Here is a 19,906-nt window from a genome sequence, read left to right as displayed (position 1 = left end):
CAGGAGTTGCAAAAGATGAAATTAACATTTGCATTGTATCGTTATAATCCTGATGTAGATACCAAGCCTTATATGAAGGATTACACCCTAGAAGTGCCAGATGGCTCTGATATGATGGTGTTAGATGCGTTAATTAAACTGAAAGAACAAGACCCAACGCTTGCGTTCCGTCGTTCATGCCGTGAAGGTGTGTGTGGTTCTGACGGTGTTAACATGAATGGTAAAAATGGATTGGCGTGTATTACACCAATTTCAACCTTTAAAGGGAAGAAAATTGAAGTCCGTCCATTACCAGGCATGCCAGTAGTTCGAGATTTAGTCGTCGACTTGACTCAGTTCTACAAGCAATATGAAAAGATTAAGCCTTTCCTGATTAATGATGAAAAGGCACCTGTTCGCGAACATTTACAATCACCTGAAGAGCGCGCTCATTTAGATGGTTTATACGAATGTATCTTGTGCGCATGTTGTTCAACTGCTTGTCCATCATTCTGGTGGAATCCGGATAAATTTATCGGACCAAGTGGCTTATTACATGCTTATCGTTTCTTAATTGACAGCCGCGACACGGCAACTGAAGAGCGTTTATCTGATCTAGATGATGCGTACAGTGTGTTCCGTTGTCATGGCATCATGAACTGTGTTGATGTTTGTCCTAAAGGATTAAACCCAACGAAAGCGATTGGTCATATTAAGTCGATGTTGCTAAAGCGGGCAGTTTAATGCACCAAGAAGAGCAAAATAGTCTGACTTATTAGCTCTATTAAGAGTCATCTCCAATAACGGGGATGGCTCTTTTGTGTGTTTATGCAATACCTCCTGAAATTAGGCTTTTTAAGATAGTTTCAGTCTACGTGTGATGTAACTTATGTTACTCACTGTTATGTTTATGGCTAGCACGTGTATCAAGTTTGAAAGGAATAACAATGCACCAAGGCATCATGAAAGCTTGGCTCGAGTCGTCGTATTTAAGTGGTTCGAACTCGACCTACGTAGAAGAGATGTATGAAGCCTATCAAGAAGATCCGCAATCAGTTACTGCTGATTGGCAGCTTGTTTTTGATAATCTCCCTCCCGTTAACGGTGCTTCAGTAGACGTACCCGAAACAGCCCACTCTAAAGTCCGTGACTATTTCCGTAGCTTAGCCCTAGAAGGTCGTTTTAAAAACGCAAACAGCGTAACCGATCCAGAGCTAGACGCGAAGCAAGTTAAAGTCCTGCAATTGATCAATGCCCATCGTTTCCGTGGCCATCAAAATGCCAATTTAGATCCATTAGGATTGTGGAAGCGTGAGGTTGTTCAGGAGTTAGATCCTGCTTATCACGGCTTAACTGTAGAAGACATGCAGCGTCAGTTTAATACTGGTTCATTCGCCCTCGGCGGTGAAACCATGAAGCTTGCTGACATTATTCATGCATTAAAGAGCACCTACTGTGGCTCTATTGGTGCTGAATACATGCATATTACTGATACCGATGAAAAACGTTGGATCCAACAACGTCTTGAACCGACATTAGGTAAAGCCCAATACGGTAACGATGTTAAAAAGCGTATTCTTGAAGGGTTGAATGCTGCAGAAGGTATCGAAAAATACCTTGGTGCTAAATTCCCTGGAGCTAAACGTTTCTCCCTAGAAGGTGGTGATTCGCTCGTTCCTATGATGCGTGAAATCATTTACCGTGCCGGTGAAGCGGGTACCAAAGAAATCGTTGTTGGCATGGCTCACCGTGGTCGTTTAAACCTGCTTATTAACGTGTTAGGTAAACGTCCTGCTGAATTGTTTGACGAATTTGCTGGTAAACACGCTGATACCCATGGTTCAGGTGATGTTAAATATCATCAGGGTTTCTCATCAGATTTTGAAACGCCAGGTGGTAATGTCCATTTAGCGTTAGCCTTTAACCCATCTCACTTAGAGATCGTTAATCCAGTGGTTATTGGTTCAGTTCGCGCTCGTCAAGATCGTCGTGGTTGTAAAGATGGCCTGCAAGTGATGCCAATTACTATTCATGGTGACTCTGCTATAACGGGTCAAGGCATTGTGCAAGAGACGTTTAACATGTCTCAAACACGTGGTTTTACCATTGGTGGTAGCATTCGGATTGTGGTCAATAACCAAGTTGGTTTTACCACATCTAACCATGCCGACACTCGTTCAACCGAATATTGTACTGATATTGCTAAGATGGTTCAGGCGCCAATTTTCCATGTCAACTCTGACGATCCAGAAGCGGTGGCGTTTATTTCGCAACTTGCAGTTGATTATCGTAATGAGTTTAAACGCGATGTGGTTATTGATTTAGTGTGTTATCGCCGTCATGGCCATAACGAAGCTGATGAGCCTAGTGCTACACAGCCGCTAATGTACGCTAAAATCAAAAAACATCCAACGCCACGTAAAATCTATGCAGATAAGTTAATCGCTGAAAATAGTATTCCAGCCGATGAAGTGACTGGTTTGATTAATCATTATCGTGATGCATTAGATGCCGGGGATTGTGTTGTTAAAGAGTGGCGTCCAATGACGCTGCATACGGTTGATTGGACACCTTATCTCAATCGTGAATGGGATGAAGATTATGCCGGGGCGATGTCGATGGACCGTCTACAAAACTTAGCCAATAAGTTAGTCGATATTCCTGATAATCATCCGCTGCAATCTCGCGTTGCCAAAATTTATGGCGACAGAACTGCGATGGCAAAAGGCGAGAAGTTACTTGATTGGGGTTTCGCAGAAACGCTAGCTTATGCTTCTATCCTTGAAGACAACAAGCGAGTGCGGATTACCGGTCAAGACTCTGGTCGTGGCACATTCTTCCATCGTCATGCGGTATTGCACAGCCAAAAAGACGGCACTACCTATTTACCTTTGCGTAATGTGGCAGATGAGCAAGGGCCAATTGATATTATTGACTCGGTATTGTCTGAAGCTTCAGTGTTGGCATTTGAATACGGTTACGCCACAGCAGAACCAGGTGGTTTAACCATTTGGGAAGCGCAGTTTGGCGATTTCGTTAACTGTGCCCAAGTGGTAATTGATCAATTTTTATCATCTGGAGAGCAAAAATGGGGCCGTTTATGTGGTCTCACTATGCTGCTACCTCATGGTTATGAAGGTCAAGGCCCTGAGCATTCAAGTGCCCGTTTAGAGCGCTTCTTGCAACTATGTGCTAACCACAATATGCAAGTGTGTGTGCCATCAACTCCGGCGCAAGTTTATCACATGCTGCGTCGCCAAGTTGTTCGTCCGATGCGTCGTCCATTAGTGGTAATGTCGCCTAAATCTTTATTGCGTCATCCATTAGCTGTGTCTAGCTTAGAAGAGCTTGCTGAAGGTACTTTCCAAAATATCATCGGTGAGGTTGATACCTTAGACGCAAGTAAAGTTGACCGTGTTGTATTCTGTAGTGGCAAGGTGTATTTCGAGTTACTTGAAAAACGTCGCAAAGAGAATGTCACTAACGTTGCCATCGTGCGTGTTGAGCAGTTGTATCCGTTCCCTGATGTGGAACTTCGTGCAGCATTAGAAACTTATCAACATGTTACTGATTTTGTTTGGTGTCAGGAAGAACCGCAAAACCAAGGTGCATGGTACTGTAGTCAGCATCATTTCTGGGCTAATATTCCTGCAGGTGGTCAATTAACTTATGCCGGTCGTGAAGCGTCTGCTGCACCAGCATGTGGTTATCCTGGCTTGCACGTACAGCAGCAAGAATCATTAGTTAATAGCGCATTAAAACTGTCGTAATAGATAATTTATATAAGGGAAGCTTTCCATGAGTATCGAAATTAAGGTACCCGTATTACCAGAATCTGTTGCTGATGCAACTATTGCTACTTGGCATGTTAAACCTGGTGAGCAGGTGACTCGTGATCAAAACTTAGTTGATATCGAGACTGATAAAGTTGTTTTAGAAGTGGTTGCACCTGAAGACGGTTCAATCTCTGAATTGTTATTCCAAGAAGGTGACACCGTTTTAGGCGAGCAAGTGATTGCTAATTTTGTCGCTGGTGCAGTTTCTGGCCAAGAAGTGACTAAAGCTGAAGCGTCAGCGCCTTCTGCTGCGGCATCTACCGAAGCGGCTACTGATGAATCTAACGATGCATTGAGTCCTTCAGTACGTCGTGTGATTGCAGAGCACAATCTTGATGCCAGCAAAATTAAAGGTTCTGGTGTTGGCGGACGTGTGACTAAGGATGATGTTGATGCATTTCTTAAGTCTGCACCAGCTAAAACCGCGCCAGCTGCACCTGTTGCACCACTTGAAGGTCGTAGTGAGAAGCGTGTTCCAATGTCACGTCTTCGTAAAACCATTGCTAAACGTCTTTTAGAAGCGAAAAATTCAACGGCAATGTTGACCACGTTTAACGAAGTCAACATGAAGCCAATCATGGATATTCGTAAACAGTATCAAGACATTTTTGAAAAACGCCATGGTATTCGTTTAGGCTTTATGTCTTTCTATATCAAAGCAGTAACAGAAGCGTTAAAGCGTTTTCCAGAAGTGAATGCGTCTATTGACGGTGATGATATTGTGTATCACAACTATTTTGATATCAGCATTGCAGTATCGACACCTCGTGGTCTGGTAACACCAGTATTACGTGATACCGATACCATGAGTCTTGCTGAAATTGAAAAAGCAGTTCGTGAATTGGCTATCAAAGGCCGTGACGGAAAGCTATCTGTTGCAGATATGACTGGCGGTAACTTCACAGTCACCAACGGTGGTGTGTTCGGTTCGTTAATGTCGACTCCAATTTTGAACCTGCCACAAAGCGCAATCTTAGGCATGCATGCTATTAAAGATCGCCCAATGGCAGTAAATGGTCAGGTTGAAATCCTGCCTATGATGTACCTAGCACTCTCTTACGATCATCGTATTGTTGATGGTCGTGAGTCAGTTGGCTTCTTAGTTGCTATTAAAGACTTCTTAGAAGATCCAACTCGTCTGCTGCTTGATCTATAAGTCAGTAGATAAACCCTCGTCGCTGGCTCATATTGAGCCAGTTGGATTTGATTAGAAGTATATGGATAGATCATCATGAATTTGCATGAGTATCAGGCAAAATCTTTATTTGCCGAATATGGTTTACCAGTCTCTGAAGGCTTTGCATGTGATACTGCTCAAGAAGCAGTTGAAGCAGCTGGCCACATTGGCGGAAATTTATGGGTTGTTAAGTGTCAAGTACACGCAGGCGGCCGTGGTAAAGCAGGTGGCGTTAAAGTTACCGGTAGTAAAGACGAAATCAGAGCATTCGCTGAAAACTGGTTAGGCAAGAACTTAGTAACGTACCAGACTGATGCTAAAGGTCAGCCAGTTGCTAAAATTCTAGTTGAAAGCTGTACTGATATCGCCAACGAATTGTACTTAGGTGCAGTTGTTGACCGTAGCACTCGTCGCGTTGTGTTCATGGCGTCGACTGAAGGTGGTGTTGAAATTGAAAAAGTGGCTGAAGAAACGCCAGAACTTATTCATACAGCAATCATCGATCCGTTAACGGGTCCGCAAGCTTTCCAAGCTCGCGATCTTGGCTTCAAGTTAGGTTTAAACCCAACACAAATGAAGCAGTTCACTAAGATCTTTATGGGTCTTGCGAACATGTTTAACGACCATGATTTTGCATTATTAGAAATCAATCCACTTGTTATCACTACTGAAGGCAACCTTCACTGTTTAGATGGCAAAATTGGTATTGATGGCAACGCATTATATCGCCAGCCAAAAATCAAAGCGATGCACGATCCATCACAAGATGATGCTCGTGAAGCACATGCTGCTAAATTTGAATTAAACTATGTTGCTTTAGACGGTAACGTAGGTTGTATGGTGAACGGTGCAGGCCTAGCAATGGGTACAATGGACATCGTAAACCTACACGGCGGCAAACCAGCTAACTTCTTAGACGTTGGCGGTGGAGCAACTAAAGAACGTGTTGCTGAAGCCTTTAAAATCATTCTTTCTGACAGCAATGTTAAAGCGGTATTGGTTAACATCTTCGGTGGTATCGTACGTTGCGATATGATCGCTGAAGGTATTATCGGTGCAGTTAAAGAAGTTGGCGTTAAAGTGCCAGTAGTTGTTCGTCTTGAAGGTACTAACGCCGAATTAGGTCGTGAAGTATTGGCTAAGTCTGGTCTTGATATCATCGCGGCAACAAGTCTAACTGACGCGGCTGAGCAAGTTGTTAAAGCTGCGGAGGGCAAATAATGTCTGTTTTAATTAACAAAGATACCAAGGTGATCTGTCAAGGTTTCACTGGTGGTCAGGGTACTTTCCACTCTGAGCAGGCGATTGCTTATGGCACGCAAATGGTTGGCGGTGTTTCTCCTGGAAAAGGTGGTCAAGTTCACCTTGGTCTTCCAGTATTTAACACAGTTAAAGATGCAGTAGCACAAACTGGTGCAACAGCATCTGTTATCTACGTTCCTGCACCATTTTGTAAAGATGCAATTCTTGAAGCAATTGATGCTGGCATTCAGCTAATCGTTTGTATCACTGAAGGTATTCCTACACTTGATATGCTGCAAGTGAAAGTGAAGCTTGAAGAAACTGGCGTTCGCATGATCGGTCCTAACTGCCCAGGCGTAATCACTCCTGGTGAATGTAAGATTGGTATTATGCCTGGTCACATTCACAAGCCAGGTAAAGTTGGTATTGTTTCTCGCTCTGGTACATTAACGTACGAAGCGGTTAAGCAAACGACTGACGAAGGTTTCGGCCAATCTACTTGTGTAGGTATCGGTGGCGACCCAATTCCTGGTACTAACTTCATCGACGTATTGGAAATGTTCCAAAACGATCCACAGACTGAAGCGATTGTAATGATCGGTGAAATCGGTGGTAACGCTGAAGAAGAAGCGGCTGAATATATCAAAGCACACGTAACTAAGCCTGTTGTGTCTTACATTGCTGGTGTTACTGCACCAGAAGGTAAGCGTATGGGTCATGCTGGCGCAATTATCGCTGGTGGTAAAGGTACTGCTGCTGATAAATTTGCTGCTTTAGAAGCTGCTGGTGTTACGACTGTTCGCTCTTTAGCTGATATCGGTAAAGCATTACGTATTCGTACTGGCTGGTAATATTTACTCGGCTTAAAAAGGCGCTTAGGCGCCTTTTTTTATTGCTTTTTTCTCAGTACGGTTGAGATTGTTATCGCCTATTATAAGTTTAGGTTACCTCAGCGTTAGTAAGGTTGTTATGCATATAGTGAGTATTATTTTCCCGTTAATGTTTATGGTCACCCTAGGCTATGGCTTAACCCGAGTGGGCTTTTTTACTCAAGAACATATTGCAGGCATCAGCAAATTCACTTTTTATGTCAGCATTCCGGCATTTTTATTTATCAATATGTTGGCTGCGCCACTGGCACAAAGTATTGATCCACTTGCGTTGCTGGCTTTTTATATACCGGTCGTGGTGGTATTTACCATTGGTTATCTAATTAATCGATATTGTAGTCCAGTAGCACAACAAAGCCGAGATGCCAGTGCCGTTTTTGCCCTAGGCAGCTGTTATTCTAATACTGTATTGGTCGGATTACCGATCATTACCGCCGCCTTGGGCGACACGATGATCGGGCAGGTATTTATGATCATTACTTTTCATAGTGCTACCTTGTTTGCGTTGACATTTATCTTAGCGGCACGCGCGCAAAAACAAGGCTTTTCGTGGCGTCGATTTACTCGTTCTATGCTACTCAATCCGGTGGTGATGAGCATTAGCTTGGGCATTTTAGCTAATGCGATAAGTATTAACTTGGGGGAACAGCTTAGTGCAGGGCTAGCATTACTCGCAAAACCGGCATTAGCCTGTGCATTATTTGTTCTAGGCGCTAATTTAAGTTTCTATCGGATTGGCGATCATTGGCGTTTAGCATTAGTGGCAAGTAGTTTGAAAATTATCTTGTTACCCGCATTAGTGTATGTGATGGCGCATTTTGTGTTTCAGTTAACATTACAAAATACGGCGATGTTAGTGTTACTTAGCGCCTCGCCATTAGGTGTTAATGCTTATTTAATTGCTACAGAGCTTAAACAGCATGAATCAACCTTGGGCAGCACAGTGGTATTATCGACCTTGTTATCTGTGCTGAGTTTCAGTCTATGGTTAACACTGTTAATTTAACCGTATTTATTTAATAAGACTTTTTACAATGCCATCCGCACTTGTGTGCTATGTACGGCTCCCAGTTCTATACTTTTTATCCCAAAAAGTGATGCAGATGATAAATTTCAAGCAATAAAAAACCAGCAAATTTGCTGGTTTATTTGTTGCCCACATATAGACTATTCGTCAGCGTGATCACATGTATCGTTGGTGCAACGACCATAAAGGTACAAGCTATGGTGAGTTAACTTGATGTTATGACGCATGGCGATTTCGTCTTGACGACGCTCAATTACATCATCAGAAAACTCAATGACTTTATCACAGGTCAGACAAACCAAATGGTCGTGGTGTTGTTGAGTCGATAATTCAAACACCGCTTTGCCACTTTCAAAATGATGACGATTAAGAATGCCAGCATCATCAAACTGGTTTAATACTCTATACACAGTAGCAAGGCCAATTTCCTCACCAATTTCGAGTAACTTTTTGTATAAGTCTTCTGCACTGATATGCTGATTATTTGGTTCTTGCATCAGTTCTAGAATTTTAACTCGCGGCAGGGTTATTTTTAATCCGGCTTTTTTGAGCGCTTGATTTCCATCTGTCATTGCTAATCTCTTGATTGCAGAACCAATCGGTTCATCGGTGGATATTCTAATCATTATATGTCTTGAGTTTAAAAACATAAACCTCTTAAGGTGCTTAATCAACCTATATGGAGCATATTTAGCAAAACACTCGCTGAAGTTGATATTATTTGTTACTAATCTCTCAATAAACTTACTTATACTAAGGGATTATTGTGCCAATTGGCTAATTCGATATGATTATATTATCGATAAAATGGCTTTTTAGGCCGTCAAGTCACAACATTTTGAAACGTAAGGGCGTATTTTTGATATCGTATTGAAAGTATATGGCATTATATTTTACATCATCACACTAAAGGATAAACAATGTACCGGCAAATTGTAGTGCTAACCGGCGCGGGTATATCTGCTGAGTCGGGTATGAGCACATTTAGAGATCAGCATGGCTTATGGGAACAGCATCATATTGAAGATGTTGCCACTCCAGAAGGCTATGCCAGAGATATTGAACTCGTTGAGCGTTTTTATAATAGTCGCTGGCAACAATTACACAGTGATGATGTTGTTCCCAATGCTGCACATTTAGCATTAGCCAAGCTTGAGACCGAATTTACGGGGGAGTTGTTAGTTATAACCCAAAATGTTGATGATTTGCATGAGCGGGCAGGCTCTAAACGATTGCTGCATATGCACGGTGAACTTGCTAAAGGTCGCTGTCCACAATCATTACAAACATTTATTTTACGTGAGCCATTTGGCGCTGACAATTGCTGTACTTGTTGTATTCCTGGTAAGCGTTTAAGACCTCATATTGTGTGGTTTGGCGAAATGCCCTTTGGTATGGATAGAATTCATGATGCCTTAGATAATTGTGATTTGTTTATAGCCATCGGCACCTCTGGTACCGTTTATCCTGCAGCCGGTTTTGTCGATAGCGCTAATCATCATGGTGCACAGACGGTAGAAGTTAATCTCGATCCTGCTGATCGCCACAGTCAGTTCCAATATCATTTTACCGGTAAAGCAGGTGATATTTTACCAAGCTTAGTGGCAGATATTTTAGCGGGTAAGGTGATTGGTAGTGAGTAAAGTGTTAGTTGATGGGACGAACAGTGAGGTGATAGTGCCAAAGTTAGCCATTATCATGCGTGGCTTACCTGGTAGTGGTAAGTCTTATTGGGCTGAACAATTTATTATATCTCAAGGTATTGAGCAGGCGATTCATATTCGACAACACGGTTACTTTTCAACAGATCGCTATTTTTATTATCAAGGTGAATATCGCTTTAATCCGCAAAAAATTGCGCAGTATCATCAGGCTAATTTAACAGCATTTATCCAAGCATTAGCCCGAAGTGAACCGATTGTGATTTGTGATAATACCAACATAGCTAAGTGGGAATTTATGGCTTATGAGGCAGCGGCTAAAGCATTAGGTTATAAAGTTAATGTAGTATTAGTTGGACAACCTAATGATGAGCCGCATCAACAGCTTTGTGCTCAACGAAACCAGCATCATGTTCCATTAGTACAGATTCAAAAAATGGCCCAGTTGTTTGAAGAGTAGTGATTTGAACAATAATTGTCTGACTATACAGTTGATGTGATAACGTTATGCTTATATCTTGCAAAGGTATTAAGAAAAAGGCGCATATAGCGCCTTTTTTATTAGTTAATTATTACTTAGCAGCAACCGGCGTTGTTAGGTCTATGCTGTAAATAGCAAATCCTGACACTACATCAGCTGTTTTAGGTAACTTGACCATTTTTCGTTGTTGGTTATCAGCAACGAACTTGTCGGCAACATCGCTGTCTTGAGTTTCAAAACGAATGTCTAATGCCACGGTGGCATTATCTATGGTTTTAAAGTCCCAGTTGTAATCAGCTGATGGATCAACCTTAGCATCATATCCGCCAGTAGCATTAGGCTTTGATTGCTCAGTAATATAAGCAGACAATGCATCACGGTTGGTATCAGGTAGCTCAAGTACTACATGATCAGAACCAGTACCTGCAAATGCCCCACCAAATGCACGGTAGTTATTTGATGCTACAACAAATGACATAGCAGCCAAATCATCACCGGTGATAACCTTTGAGTCTGCATCTGTATAAGCCAAGTCAACAATTCGATTTGCATCTGGGTTAACGACTTTACAATCCCGATCAAACTTACTCGGTTGGGTCACATCAATTTTGTAAGTTAAACCATCAATTACGTCAAAGTTATAGGTTGGGTGGCCGGCGCGGTTAATCAAGTTTTGAGGAGCACTCACGGTTGGATCAATTTGATTAAACTGATTTGCAGAGCATTCCAACCAGTCTTTTAACTCAGCCCCAGTCGCTTTAACTGCTACCATGGTATTTGGGTACAGATATAAGTCAGCGGCATTTTTATAAGATAAATTACCTTCATCAACCTGCACATACTGGCTAGCATCACCTTCAGCATAGCGTCCACCGGCTTTAAATGGTGCAGAAGCAGACAAAATAGGTAAATCTTTTAGATCATCGGTAATTAATGTTTTAACGCGGGCAATTTGGGCATCTGAAACAATTTGCACAGTTGGATCATCTTGCACCAGTGTTAAGAAACTGTACATATTGGCGGCAGCAACACCGATAGGTTGGCTGACGTATTCAATCGTACCTTGGTGTTCTATTTCAATCGCATCACGTAAGCTTGCTTCACCTTCAACTAAGGCAATTTTATTGGCATTGTCGTAAATAGGGCGTGCTTTAGCCGTTGATTCTTCATGGATTACGGTCCATTTACCTTCGACTTGACGCACCACTAAGTCAACAACGCCTAAGTTATCTCCCCAACGACCAGGCATCACTGCAGGAATACCGTTTAATAAACCTTTTTCTACGTTGGTATTAGGTAAATCACTGTAGCTTGCAGCAGGGAACACCGAGTGGCTGTGACCAAAGAAGATAGCATCGATGCCAGCAACATTGGTGAGTGCATAAGTTGCGTTTTCAGCCCATGGATCACCAGGGTTTTCACTTGATCCAATTCCTGAATGCGGAATGGCTAAAATTATGTCAGCACCTTCAGCTTTCATTTGCGGAATAAATTTATTAGCCGCTTGAACTATGCCTAATACTTCAACTTTACCTTCTAAGTTAGCTTTATCCCATTGTAAAACCTGTGGTGGTACAAAACCGATATAGCCTATTTTTATGGTGTGCTCATTACCGTCGACATCAAGGACCACTTTGTCTTTAATAATATACGGTGTGAACATATTCTCATTAAATAATACATTATCCCAGCAGCCGTCTTTATCAGCACAAATGACATTTGAGTTAATATAAGGGAAGTTTGCACCGGATATAGATTGCTCAAGAAACGATAAACCGTAGTTAAATTCGTGGTTACCAATATTGCCGACTTCATAGTCTAAAGTATTCATTGCTTTGTAGACGGGATGGGTCTCGGTAAGCGTGTTACTGTCAGTTTTAAATCTATTGGCAATATAGTCTCCCATCGGACTACCTTGTAATAAATCGCCATTGTCTACTAACACTGAGTTCGTTACTTCAGCGCGAGCGGCATTGATCAAACTGGCAGTACGTACAAGACCAATAGTCTTGTCTTCTTTACCTGAGTAGTAGTTATAATCCATCATATTAGTATGAAGATCAGTTGTTTCCATCACTCGTAAATTAATATCTGCAGCAACAGTACTTGTTTGGTCGTCGTTATTTGAGTTGCAACCGCCTAGTCCTAGTGCACCCGCGATAACGACAGCAAGTAGTTTTTTATTTAACATATTTTACTCTCTATTTTTATTTGACCCTGAGGTATATTTGTTATTTTTACCTCTTACGTAGTGTTAACTTCTTTTTATCTAATTGATAATAAGATGAAAATACAGCGGTGATTATAAGCATAGTAAATGAATAAATTGTGATACAAGGCTAAATAAAATCTATTCGTGAGTGAGATTGCGCAATTAATCATCATCAGAAATGATAACAGGCTACGCAATGTTAATGTTACGGTGTCAATGTTAATAAGTGGTGTTATTTTACTTCGGCAAAATGTGGCGAAATAACGCAACGAATAATTGAGTATTTTATATTCGCCAGAATTTACTTAATATTGAATTGTTAAATTTAACTCGATAAGCTATTAAGGATAGAGTGCGATATATTGCTTTTGCTCGTCATCATCTAATTCGACGTTATAAATGATGGTTATAAACCAAACAAGTTTTGGTGCTGATTTTTTATTAGGTTAGCCATAAAAAAACCGAGCAATAAATATTATTACTCGGTTTATATTTCATCTTCCAATTAACTAACATCGGTGATTATGTGCTCACGTTTTTATGGTGAGTTAATCACAGTAGTAATCAATCTATGGCTTCAGTATGACTTTTACTGTGGCATCAACATCAGCTTCATCAATGTAGCCAATGGCATTTGGATTGCTTGCAATCGCAGATTTCATTGCACCCGCACCAGAAACCGCTGGTGGTGGCGTACCTTTACCGGTAAAGACTTGCTTAGACCAAAATGCTTTGAGCTGTGCATCTGACTTACCGGTTACTGCTTGATGAAACTCACTGCGTACAGGATTGCCTTCTTCTAATTCGTAAACGACGACTGAAGAGTCCCCTTTACCCAAAAACGCTTTTTTAACATCATTAATTGCAATATCTGCAGCAGCAGGATTGCCAATGACAACAACCGCTGCATTAGCTGAGGTAACGGCTGTTAAACTTAGCGCTAAAATAGTCAGTAACTTGTTCATTATCATACCCCTTAAAATACTGCGTCGAATTTAACGGTGTAAATCAAGGTGTCATCATAGGCAAATTTACCTGTTGATGCGTCGAAGCTATTGGTATCTAATCCACCTGATGTATTGCCAAAGTCATCAGCGTAGGTGACATCAAATTTTATCGCGACATTATCAATTGCATCCCAACGTAAACCTAAGCTATAAGCCATACGCTCAGCATTGAATGCGATCATTTGTGTTGCCGCAGCAGTTGATAGCGGTAAACGATCTTCATTGTCTTGAGTCTTCGAGTAAGCAACGGTGACATAAGGCGTGAATGCCTTAATACGATAGCCTAATGTCAAGTAACCTGAATCAATATCAGGGTAGGCATTATCAATTTCTGAACGAGTCCATTCAGATATTGCAATGACTTCACCGTTGTCATAACTGGCACCCACACCAACAAAAGAGCCTTTATCATCGTTAAGCTCTAATAGGGTATAGTTAGCTTGAGTATTCACCCCTGGCGCTAAAGGAACGGTTACTTCTGTCACAACGGGTCCGTCTAATTGGGCTTGTGCGTATACGGCACGTAAAGTCCATATTTCGTCGGTCCAACTCACGTTAGCACCCATAAGATTACTGAGTTCAACCGCTGTGTTTTTAACTTTTGATTCACCACCAAATGCTTGCATTGTTAGGGTTGAGTCATCGTATTCAACATCATAAGATACACCAGCACCTGTGTAAGATGAAAACGGAATGGCACCGTAAACTTCTTGTGGCGGACGAGCAAAAGGTTGTGCATATCCTACATCGAGGTAATCAGAATACATGAACAAAGGTACACGCAGTTTACCGCCACGAACCTTGATACCGTTTTCAAAGCGGTGAGATAAATAAGCCCATTCAGCTTCAACTTCCCAGTCATATTTACCGCGCATCATTAACTGCAATACCGCTTGAGTGTTGTCAGAAATGTTGAAGGTACCTTGTAGACCTAATTTACTGTCTTCACTAAAGTCAGCGCTTGAGTCTGCACCGTTATAACCCGCATCATTATCAGAGCTAATATAGGCTCCGCTAATAAAGCCATTAAATTTGACCTTGTCTGCTAAGCTGGCATTTTGTTGCGCCTGCAAGGTTTGTACTTGTTGCTCTAGTTTAGCAATTTTAGCATCAGCAGCTTCATCAGCTGTTGCCAGGCTAGGGACCATTGCCATCGATATCGCAACAGATAACACTTTTAAATTAAATTGCATGGTTTTACTCCTTGAACATCACTCATCAATACGCCATTAAGGCTTATATTTTTTGGTTTTTAATACTAGCTATGCAATCAATCTCAAACTTTAAATTGATTGGTAATTGATTGCAGTCTTTCACTAATATTTTGAATATCAACACTGATACCTCCCATATCAGCAGTCGTTACTCTTACTTTTTGCGAACCGGTTTCCATTTCAGTTATATATTGCTGGATTAACACCGAAGTGGTGTGTTGTTCTTCTGTCGCAGTAGCAATTTGATCATTAACTTCAGAGATTGCACTGACTTTACCTGTGATACGTTGTAATGCTTCACCGGCTAAAGAGGTTGATTGCACCCCTTTGGCAGCTGTGTGAATACCGCGAGCCATAGCGTCAACCGCTTGTTTAGAAGTAGAACGTAATTCTTGTAATACTTGCAGGATCTCTTGGGTCGATGTTTGTGTTCTAGAAGCCAATGTTCTGACTTCATCAGCTACTACTGCAAAACCACGACCATGTTCCCCCGCACGAGCGGCTTCAATTGCAGCGTTGAGAGCCAGTAAATTAGTTTGATCTGCAATACTGCGGATTGTGTCTAATATGTCATTAACATTATGGGTAAATGCGTCGAGTTGATTTACCACGACGGCTGTTTGCTGGACTTCATCAGCCAAGGTGTTAATGGTAGAAACGGCATCATTAACTATGATAAGGCCTTGTTTTGCCTCTGTGTTGGCATCTTCAGCCTCTAATGCTGCACTGGATGCATACTCGGCAATGTGAGTCACACTAACAAACATCTCTTTCATCGCTTGTGATATCTGCTCAATAGCCTCATTTTGCTGCTTTACGTTGAGTTCACTGTACTGACTGCCGCTGAGTAAGGTTGCAGCCACTTCAGTTAAGTTTTCTGTGGTGTTCTTGGTATCGGCAATAGACGATTGAAGTTTAGAGACAAATTGGTTAAACCAGTAAACAAGCTGTGCTATTTCGTCTTTGCCCGCATAGTGGATCCGTGCGCGAAGATCGCCTTCACCTTGTGAAATATTTCGCAAAGATTGAGTGACATTGTCTATGGTATTAATGATTGAGCGATTAACCAGTAATCCCATGATGATCATCAGTGCAGTAGCCATCACGCCAATAAGCAGAACACTATTTTCCGCATTTTTTGAACTGGTAATCGTCGTTTGAATACTTTGTTGAAATTGTTCTGCCAAAAGTGATTTTTTTTCAGCAAATTGTTTGACCAATGTTTGGTATCGCTTTGCATTTTCAGCAGCTTGCAGCTGTATTTTGCTAAAATCGACATCATCTTTAATAAACTCAGCGGCTAAACTGCTAGCGTTATCATAGTATATGTTCATATCGCGGTTCATTTTTTGTGCCGCAGCTGCCTCGTCTGGCAGTAGATCGATAAGTTGGCGTAAATTAGCTGAGATTTGCAATACCATGTTATTGGCCACATCTAACGCATCTTCTTCACCTGTAGTAATTGCTGATTGGATTGTTTGATCCAATTGTAATATTAAGCCTTGGTTGATCGTTGCAAGATTTAAGGCTGGATAAAGTTGATTTTGGAGTCCATTTAAGCGTTGTTCATTATTCTTACCCGTTTGATTATTGATGATAATCGAAATGACAAACGACACGATAGCGACAAAGGTGAGTAGGGCAATTCTATGTTTGATTTTTAAATTAATGAGTTGCATGAGGCCTTTTGTTAATTTAGTTAAGCTAAAAAAAGATAATAACAACTTAGATTGTGACTTAGAAATATTAACGTTTGATTAACTCGGGATATATAATTATTAACAATAATAGCAGATGCAGCAAAGTGGTTCATTAATCTTAATAATATTTAAACAGTTTGAGGATTAGCATGAGTCTGACTAAATAACATTCAAGCTTATATTAATGATTGCCATTGTTTATCCTGCGGAGCAGGGTATAGCTTTGCTGGCGAGTCGTTTCGAGTTTTACTGGACATGAGGTTTTGAGTTTTTGAACGAATTTTGCTCACCAGTACAGTGGTAGAAAATTAAGCGTAAAATGATAGTCGATATCAATGCATATCTTGGTATTAATTATATGTAATAGCGGCTTTAGATGGTGTAAAGCCGCTGCCTTTTTATACTTGCAGATTAACGCTCTAGTAGCCGATGGCGGCAGAGCCTGCACGTCTTGGATCTGATGCGCCAAAAAGACCTTGTTCTGTCATCATTATTGATTGAGTACTACCAATTGATTCTTGAATTTTGACTTTATGACCTTTGGCTTCAAGTAATGAAATCGTATCTTTATTCAAGGTGTGCTCTACCCAAATAAAATCCGGTAACCATTGATGATGAATACGTGCTGCTGCAGTGGCTTCGGCAATATTTAAATTATGATCAATAACATTCATAATAATTTGCAAAGTAATATTAATAATACGCGAGCCACCAGGGCTGCCGGTCACAATGAATGGCTTACCATCTTTCATTACAATGGTTGGACTCATTGAACTCAGAGGGCGCTTATTCCCTTGAACAGAGTTTGCTTCACCACCAATTAAACCATAACCGTTAGGTGTACCAGGTTTAACCGAAAAGTCATCCATTTCATTGTTTAATAAAATACCAGTGCCTTTAGCGACTAAGCCAGAACCATAACTGAAGTTAAGGGTGTAAGTGTTGGCAACTGCATTGCCCCATTTATCGATAACAGAGAAGTGGGTAGTTTGATCGCTCTCATATGGCGCCAATTTTCCTGGCAGTATTTCGCTGCTCGGGGTGGTTTTATTAATGGAGATCTTACTGGCAATACTCTTAGCATATTCTTTGCTGATCAATTGTTTAACCGGAACGTTAACAAAGTCAGGGTCGCCTAAAAATTTACTCCGATCGGCATAAGCATACTTCATGGTTTCAGCCATAAGATGCAAGGTATCGGCGGTATTGTGACCTAATTTATCAATTGGGAATTGCTCAAGCACATTCAGCATTTCGATAATATGTATGCCACCAGAAGAAGGCGGCGGCATTGATACCACTTCATAACCGCGATATTGACCACGAACCGGTTGGCGCTCAATCACTTTATAGTTTGCAAGATCGGTTAGGCTCATCACCCCACCAGCATTCTGGACCGCAGAAACAATTTTTTCAGCGGTTTCACCTTGATAAAACCCTTTACTGCCTTTCTCTGCTATTAACGATAACGATTGTGCTAATTCCGGTTGTTTGAATAATTCATTGACCTGATAATTACTGCCATCAGCATGATAGAAAACCTCTGCTGAACTTGGCCATTGTGTAATGCGCGATTTAAGGCCGGCAAGAGAGTTAGACAAATCTGAGGTGACTAAAATACCGTCTTTAGCCAGTTTAATAGCAGGTTTTATGACTTGTTCCATGCTCATGGTGCCATATTTTGTCAAGGCCAGTTCCATTCCCATGACGGTACCAGGAACGCCAACAGCTAAACCGTGCTCACGGCTGAGCTTATCGACAGCATTACCTTGTTCATCAAGAAAGATGTCTTTGTGTGCTTTAGCTGGCGCTGTTTCACGGTAATCGATAGCGATAGTTTTATGTTGCTCGGCTAAATGCACCAACATAAAACCACCGCCACCAACATTACCCGCGCGAGGTAATGTCACGGCAAGTGCATATGCTACCGCGACAGCAGCATCGACCGCATTACCGCCTTGTTTTAAGATATCTACGCCAATTTTACTTGCTAATGCTTCTTGGCTTGAAACCATGCCATGCTTAGCATAGATTGGCTGAGCCGTTGCCATTTCACTAAAAATTGAGGCTTCGTTTGCTTGGCTGTTAGCAATATGAATGGCGGGATAACAAAGTGTTAGTGTTAAGGCTGAGCTCAACAGAAGCGGTGTTAATTTAGGGAATAGTGTCACGATTAATCCTTGGCGTGAATGGAAAAGATATTGTGATAGAACATGCCACATGATAACAATAATTGGTATGTGTTTTAACTTTACAACGTTAATTATTATAGGGTAGGTGTGGGTGGAACAAGCACAAAAGCAAAGTTATCAATATAAATTTGTTAATAGTATTAATACTATAGATCCTTCTGTATGGAATGAAATGTTTGGGGTGTCCCATCCTTTTACCCGTCATGAATATTTATCCGCACTCGAAATGAGCGGTTGTGTTAGTGCTGAAACGGGCTGGACTCCCATGCATCTTGTGGTGATGGATATTGATAATGTTATCGCCTTAATGCCTTTATATCTTAAAACGCATTCTTGGGGCGAGTATGTGTTCGACTGGGCTTGGGCAGAGGCTTATGAGCGTAATCACATTGAGTACTATCCTAAACTTGTCGCGAGTATTCCTTTTACGCCTACCACTGGTCAGCGTATAGGTTTTAGTGCTGCTTTGTCGATCACGGCACAGCAAACTTTAATCGAGAGCATTCAGCACTTTTTGTCGCAGACTGTCATTGAGCATAACTGGTCATCTTGGCATTGTTTATTCATCCATGAGGCGCAACAGCATCAGTTCTCTCAGGCAGATGCTATGCAACGCTTGGGGTGCCAGTTTCATTGGCACAACCAAGGTTATGCTGATTTTAATGATTTTATTGCCAGATTAACGTCACGTAAACGTAAAAACATCATCAAAGAGCGAACCATAGCAAGACAACAGCTACAATTTAGTTTTATTGATGGCGATAAGGCCAGTCCTGAGCAGTGGCAGGGTTTTGTTCGCTGTTATCAAAATACCTATTTAAAACGTTCCGGTCACACAGGGTATTTATCACCTGCCTTTTTCGAACAAATAGCAGCAACGATGGGCGCGTCGATACGCTTATTGATAATTGAAGATGTTGATGGAAATCTAGTGGCATCGGCGCTGTACTTCGTGTCAGATACACACTTATTTGGCCGCTATTGGGGAGCATTAACTGAATGTGATGGATTGCATTTTGAGGCCTGTTACTATCAAGGTATTGAGTTTGCCATTGCCAATCAATTAATGGTATTTGATGCTGGCGCCCAAGGTGAACATAAAGTTATGCGAGGATTTCGTCCGGTCAAAACTTTCTCAAGTCATTTTATTGCTCATGAAGGTTTTTATGATGCGATTGGTCATTTTTGTCAGCAAGAACGCGCGCACATTGACATCTACATGCAACAAATGTGCGAACAACTGCCGTATAAGGCAATAGAATAATAGACATATCGGTAGTGAAATGGC

The 19,906-nt window shown here is 41.4% G+C and carries 15 protein-coding genes; 9 read left to right on the top strand and 6 right to left on the bottom strand.

Annotated elements, in window-relative coordinates; genetic code table 11:
- The first annotated feature begins 15 nt into the window (after positions 1–15).
- The 6 genes from H5164_RS14100 to H5164_RS14075 all read left to right on the top strand — a co-directional run bounded on the left by H5164_RS14100 (position 16) and on the right by H5164_RS14075 (position 8,130).
- Entirely contained in the window at positions 16–723 is a 708-nt protein-coding gene (locus H5164_RS14100) for a succinate dehydrogenase iron-sulfur subunit (RefSeq protein WP_124015809.1), read from the top strand.
- Positions 724–926: 203 nt separating this feature from the next.
- Positions 927–3,749 (top strand): 2-oxoglutarate dehydrogenase E1 component, encoded by a 2,823-nt coding sequence (gene sucA, locus H5164_RS14095; RefSeq protein WP_124015810.1) that lies wholly within the window; start codon positions 927–929, stop codon positions 3,747–3,749.
- Between the two features lie 28 nt (positions 3,750–3,777).
- Positions 3,778–4,971 carry a 2-oxoglutarate dehydrogenase complex dihydrolipoyllysine-residue succinyltransferase gene (gene odhB / locus H5164_RS14090; protein ID WP_124015811.1) on the top strand — a complete coding sequence of 398 codons (1,194 nt, stop codon included), beginning with the start codon at positions 3,778–3,780 and terminating at the stop codon, positions 4,969–4,971.
- A gap of 75 nt (positions 4,972–5,046) precedes the next feature.
- Entirely contained in the window at positions 5,047–6,213 is a 1,167-nt protein-coding gene (sucC, locus tag H5164_RS14085; protein WP_124015812.1) for an ADP-forming succinate--CoA ligase subunit beta, read from the top strand.
- Positions 6,213–7,085, top strand: a complete 873-nt coding sequence (gene sucD / locus H5164_RS14080) for a succinate--CoA ligase subunit alpha (protein ID WP_124015813.1) — start codon at positions 6,213–6,215, stop codon at positions 7,083–7,085. Before sucC ends, sucD begins: the two co-directional genes overlap by 1 nt.
- A gap of 118 nt (positions 7,086–7,203) precedes the next feature.
- Entirely contained in the window at positions 7,204–8,130 is a 927-nt protein-coding gene (locus H5164_RS14075) for an AEC family transporter (RefSeq protein WP_182756722.1), read from the top strand.
- Positions 8,131–8,291: 161 nt separating this feature from the next.
- On the opposite strand, the gene fur is transcribed toward H5164_RS14075, so the two are convergent.
- Complete coding sequence (gene fur, locus H5164_RS14070) at positions 8,292–8,723, bottom strand: ferric iron uptake transcriptional regulator (RefSeq protein WP_124015998.1); 432 nt, start codon at positions 8,721–8,723, stop codon at positions 8,292–8,294.
- Positions 8,724–9,071: 348 nt separating this feature from the next.
- On the opposite strand from fur, the gene cobB reads away from it, so the two are divergent.
- A complete protein-coding gene (gene cobB / locus H5164_RS14065; protein ID WP_182722740.1) occupies positions 9,072–9,794 on the top strand; it encodes a Sir2 family NAD+-dependent deacetylase in 723 nt (240 codons plus the stop codon).
- Positions 9,795–9,825: 31 nt separating this feature from the next.
- Positions 9,826–10,272, top strand: coding sequence for an AAA family ATPase (locus H5164_RS14060; protein ID WP_182756744.1), 447 nt, complete (start codon positions 9,826–9,828; stop codon positions 10,270–10,272).
- Between the two features lie 112 nt (positions 10,273–10,384).
- Here H5164_RS14060 and H5164_RS14055 read toward each other — a convergent pair whose 3' ends face one another.
- The 5 genes from H5164_RS14055 to ggt form a co-directional block, all read right to left on the bottom strand.
- On the bottom strand, positions 10,385–12,484 hold the full coding sequence (locus H5164_RS14055; RefSeq protein ID WP_182756720.1) for a bifunctional 2',3'-cyclic-nucleotide 2'-phosphodiesterase/3'-nucleotidase: 2,100 nt from the start codon (positions 12,482–12,484) through the stop codon (positions 10,385–10,387).
- 590 nt (positions 12,485–13,074) lie between these two features.
- Positions 13,075–13,470, bottom strand: coding sequence for a phosphate ABC transporter substrate-binding protein (locus tag H5164_RS14050; protein WP_182756718.1), 396 nt, complete (start codon positions 13,468–13,470; stop codon positions 13,075–13,077).
- Positions 13,471–13,481: 11 nt separating this feature from the next.
- A complete protein-coding gene (locus H5164_RS14045; protein WP_124015818.1) occupies positions 13,482–14,705 on the bottom strand; it encodes a hypothetical protein in 1,224 nt (407 codons plus the stop codon).
- 83 nt (positions 14,706–14,788) lie between these two features.
- Positions 14,789–16,405, bottom strand: a complete 1,617-nt coding sequence (locus H5164_RS14040; protein ID WP_182756716.1) for a methyl-accepting chemotaxis protein — start codon at positions 16,403–16,405, stop codon at positions 14,789–14,791.
- A gap of 440 nt (positions 16,406–16,845) precedes the next feature.
- Positions 16,846–18,597: a gamma-glutamyltransferase gene (gene ggt / locus H5164_RS14035; RefSeq protein WP_182756714.1), complete on the bottom strand. Its 1,752-nt coding sequence runs from the start codon at positions 18,595–18,597 to the stop codon at positions 16,846–16,848.
- A 112-nt stretch (positions 18,598–18,709) separates the two neighbouring features.
- On the opposite strand from ggt, the gene H5164_RS14030 reads away from it, so the two are divergent.
- Positions 18,710–19,882, top strand: a complete 1,173-nt coding sequence (locus H5164_RS14030; protein ID WP_182756712.1) for a GNAT family N-acetyltransferase — start codon at positions 18,710–18,712, stop codon at positions 19,880–19,882.
- Positions 19,883–19,906 lie beyond the last annotated feature (24 nt).

This window comes from Shewanella sp. SG41-3 (assembly GCF_014164545.1).
Lineage (GTDB): Bacteria > Pseudomonadota > Gammaproteobacteria > Enterobacterales > Shewanellaceae > Shewanella > Shewanella vesiculosa.
This window is presented reverse-complemented; position numbering and strand designations above follow the sequence as displayed.

Excerpts from the sequence above, each read along its gene's own strand:
- sucC (WP_124015812.1), top strand. The coding sequence starts at position 5,047 with ATGAATTTGCATGAGTATCAGGCAAAATCTTTATTTGCCGAATATGGT.
- H5164_RS14040 (WP_182756716.1), bottom strand. The coding sequence starts at position 16,405 with ATGCAACTCATTAATTTAAAAATCAAACATAGAATTGCCCTACTCACC.
- cobB (WP_182722740.1), top strand. The coding sequence starts at position 9,072 with ATGTACCGGCAAATTGTAGTGCTAACCGGCGCGGGTATATCTGCTGAG.
- H5164_RS14075 (WP_182756722.1), top strand. The coding sequence starts at position 7,204 with ATGCATATAGTGAGTATTATTTTCCCGTTAATGTTTATGGTCACCCTA.
- odhB (WP_124015811.1), top strand. The coding sequence starts at position 3,778 with ATGAGTATCGAAATTAAGGTACCCGTATTACCAGAATCTGTTGCTGAT.
- H5164_RS14050 (WP_182756718.1), bottom strand. The coding sequence starts at position 13,470 with ATGAACAAGTTACTGACTATTTTAGCGCTAAGTTTAACAGCCGTTACC.
- fur (WP_124015998.1), bottom strand. The coding sequence starts at position 8,723 with ATGACAGATGGAAATCAAGCGCTCAAAAAAGCCGGATTAAAAATAACC.
- H5164_RS14055 (WP_182756720.1), bottom strand. The coding sequence starts at position 12,484 with ATGTTAAATAAAAAACTACTTGCTGTCGTTATCGCGGGTGCACTAGGA.
- H5164_RS14045 (WP_124015818.1), bottom strand. The coding sequence starts at position 14,705 with ATGCAATTTAATTTAAAAGTGTTATCTGTTGCGATATCGATGGCAATG.
- sucA (WP_124015810.1), top strand. The coding sequence starts at position 927 with ATGCACCAAGGCATCATGAAAGCTTGGCTCGAGTCGTCGTATTTAAGT.
- H5164_RS14100 (WP_124015809.1), top strand. The coding sequence starts at position 16 with ATGAAATTAACATTTGCATTGTATCGTTATAATCCTGATGTAGATACC.
- sucD (WP_124015813.1), top strand. The coding sequence starts at position 6,213 with ATGTCTGTTTTAATTAACAAAGATACCAAGGTGATCTGTCAAGGTTTC.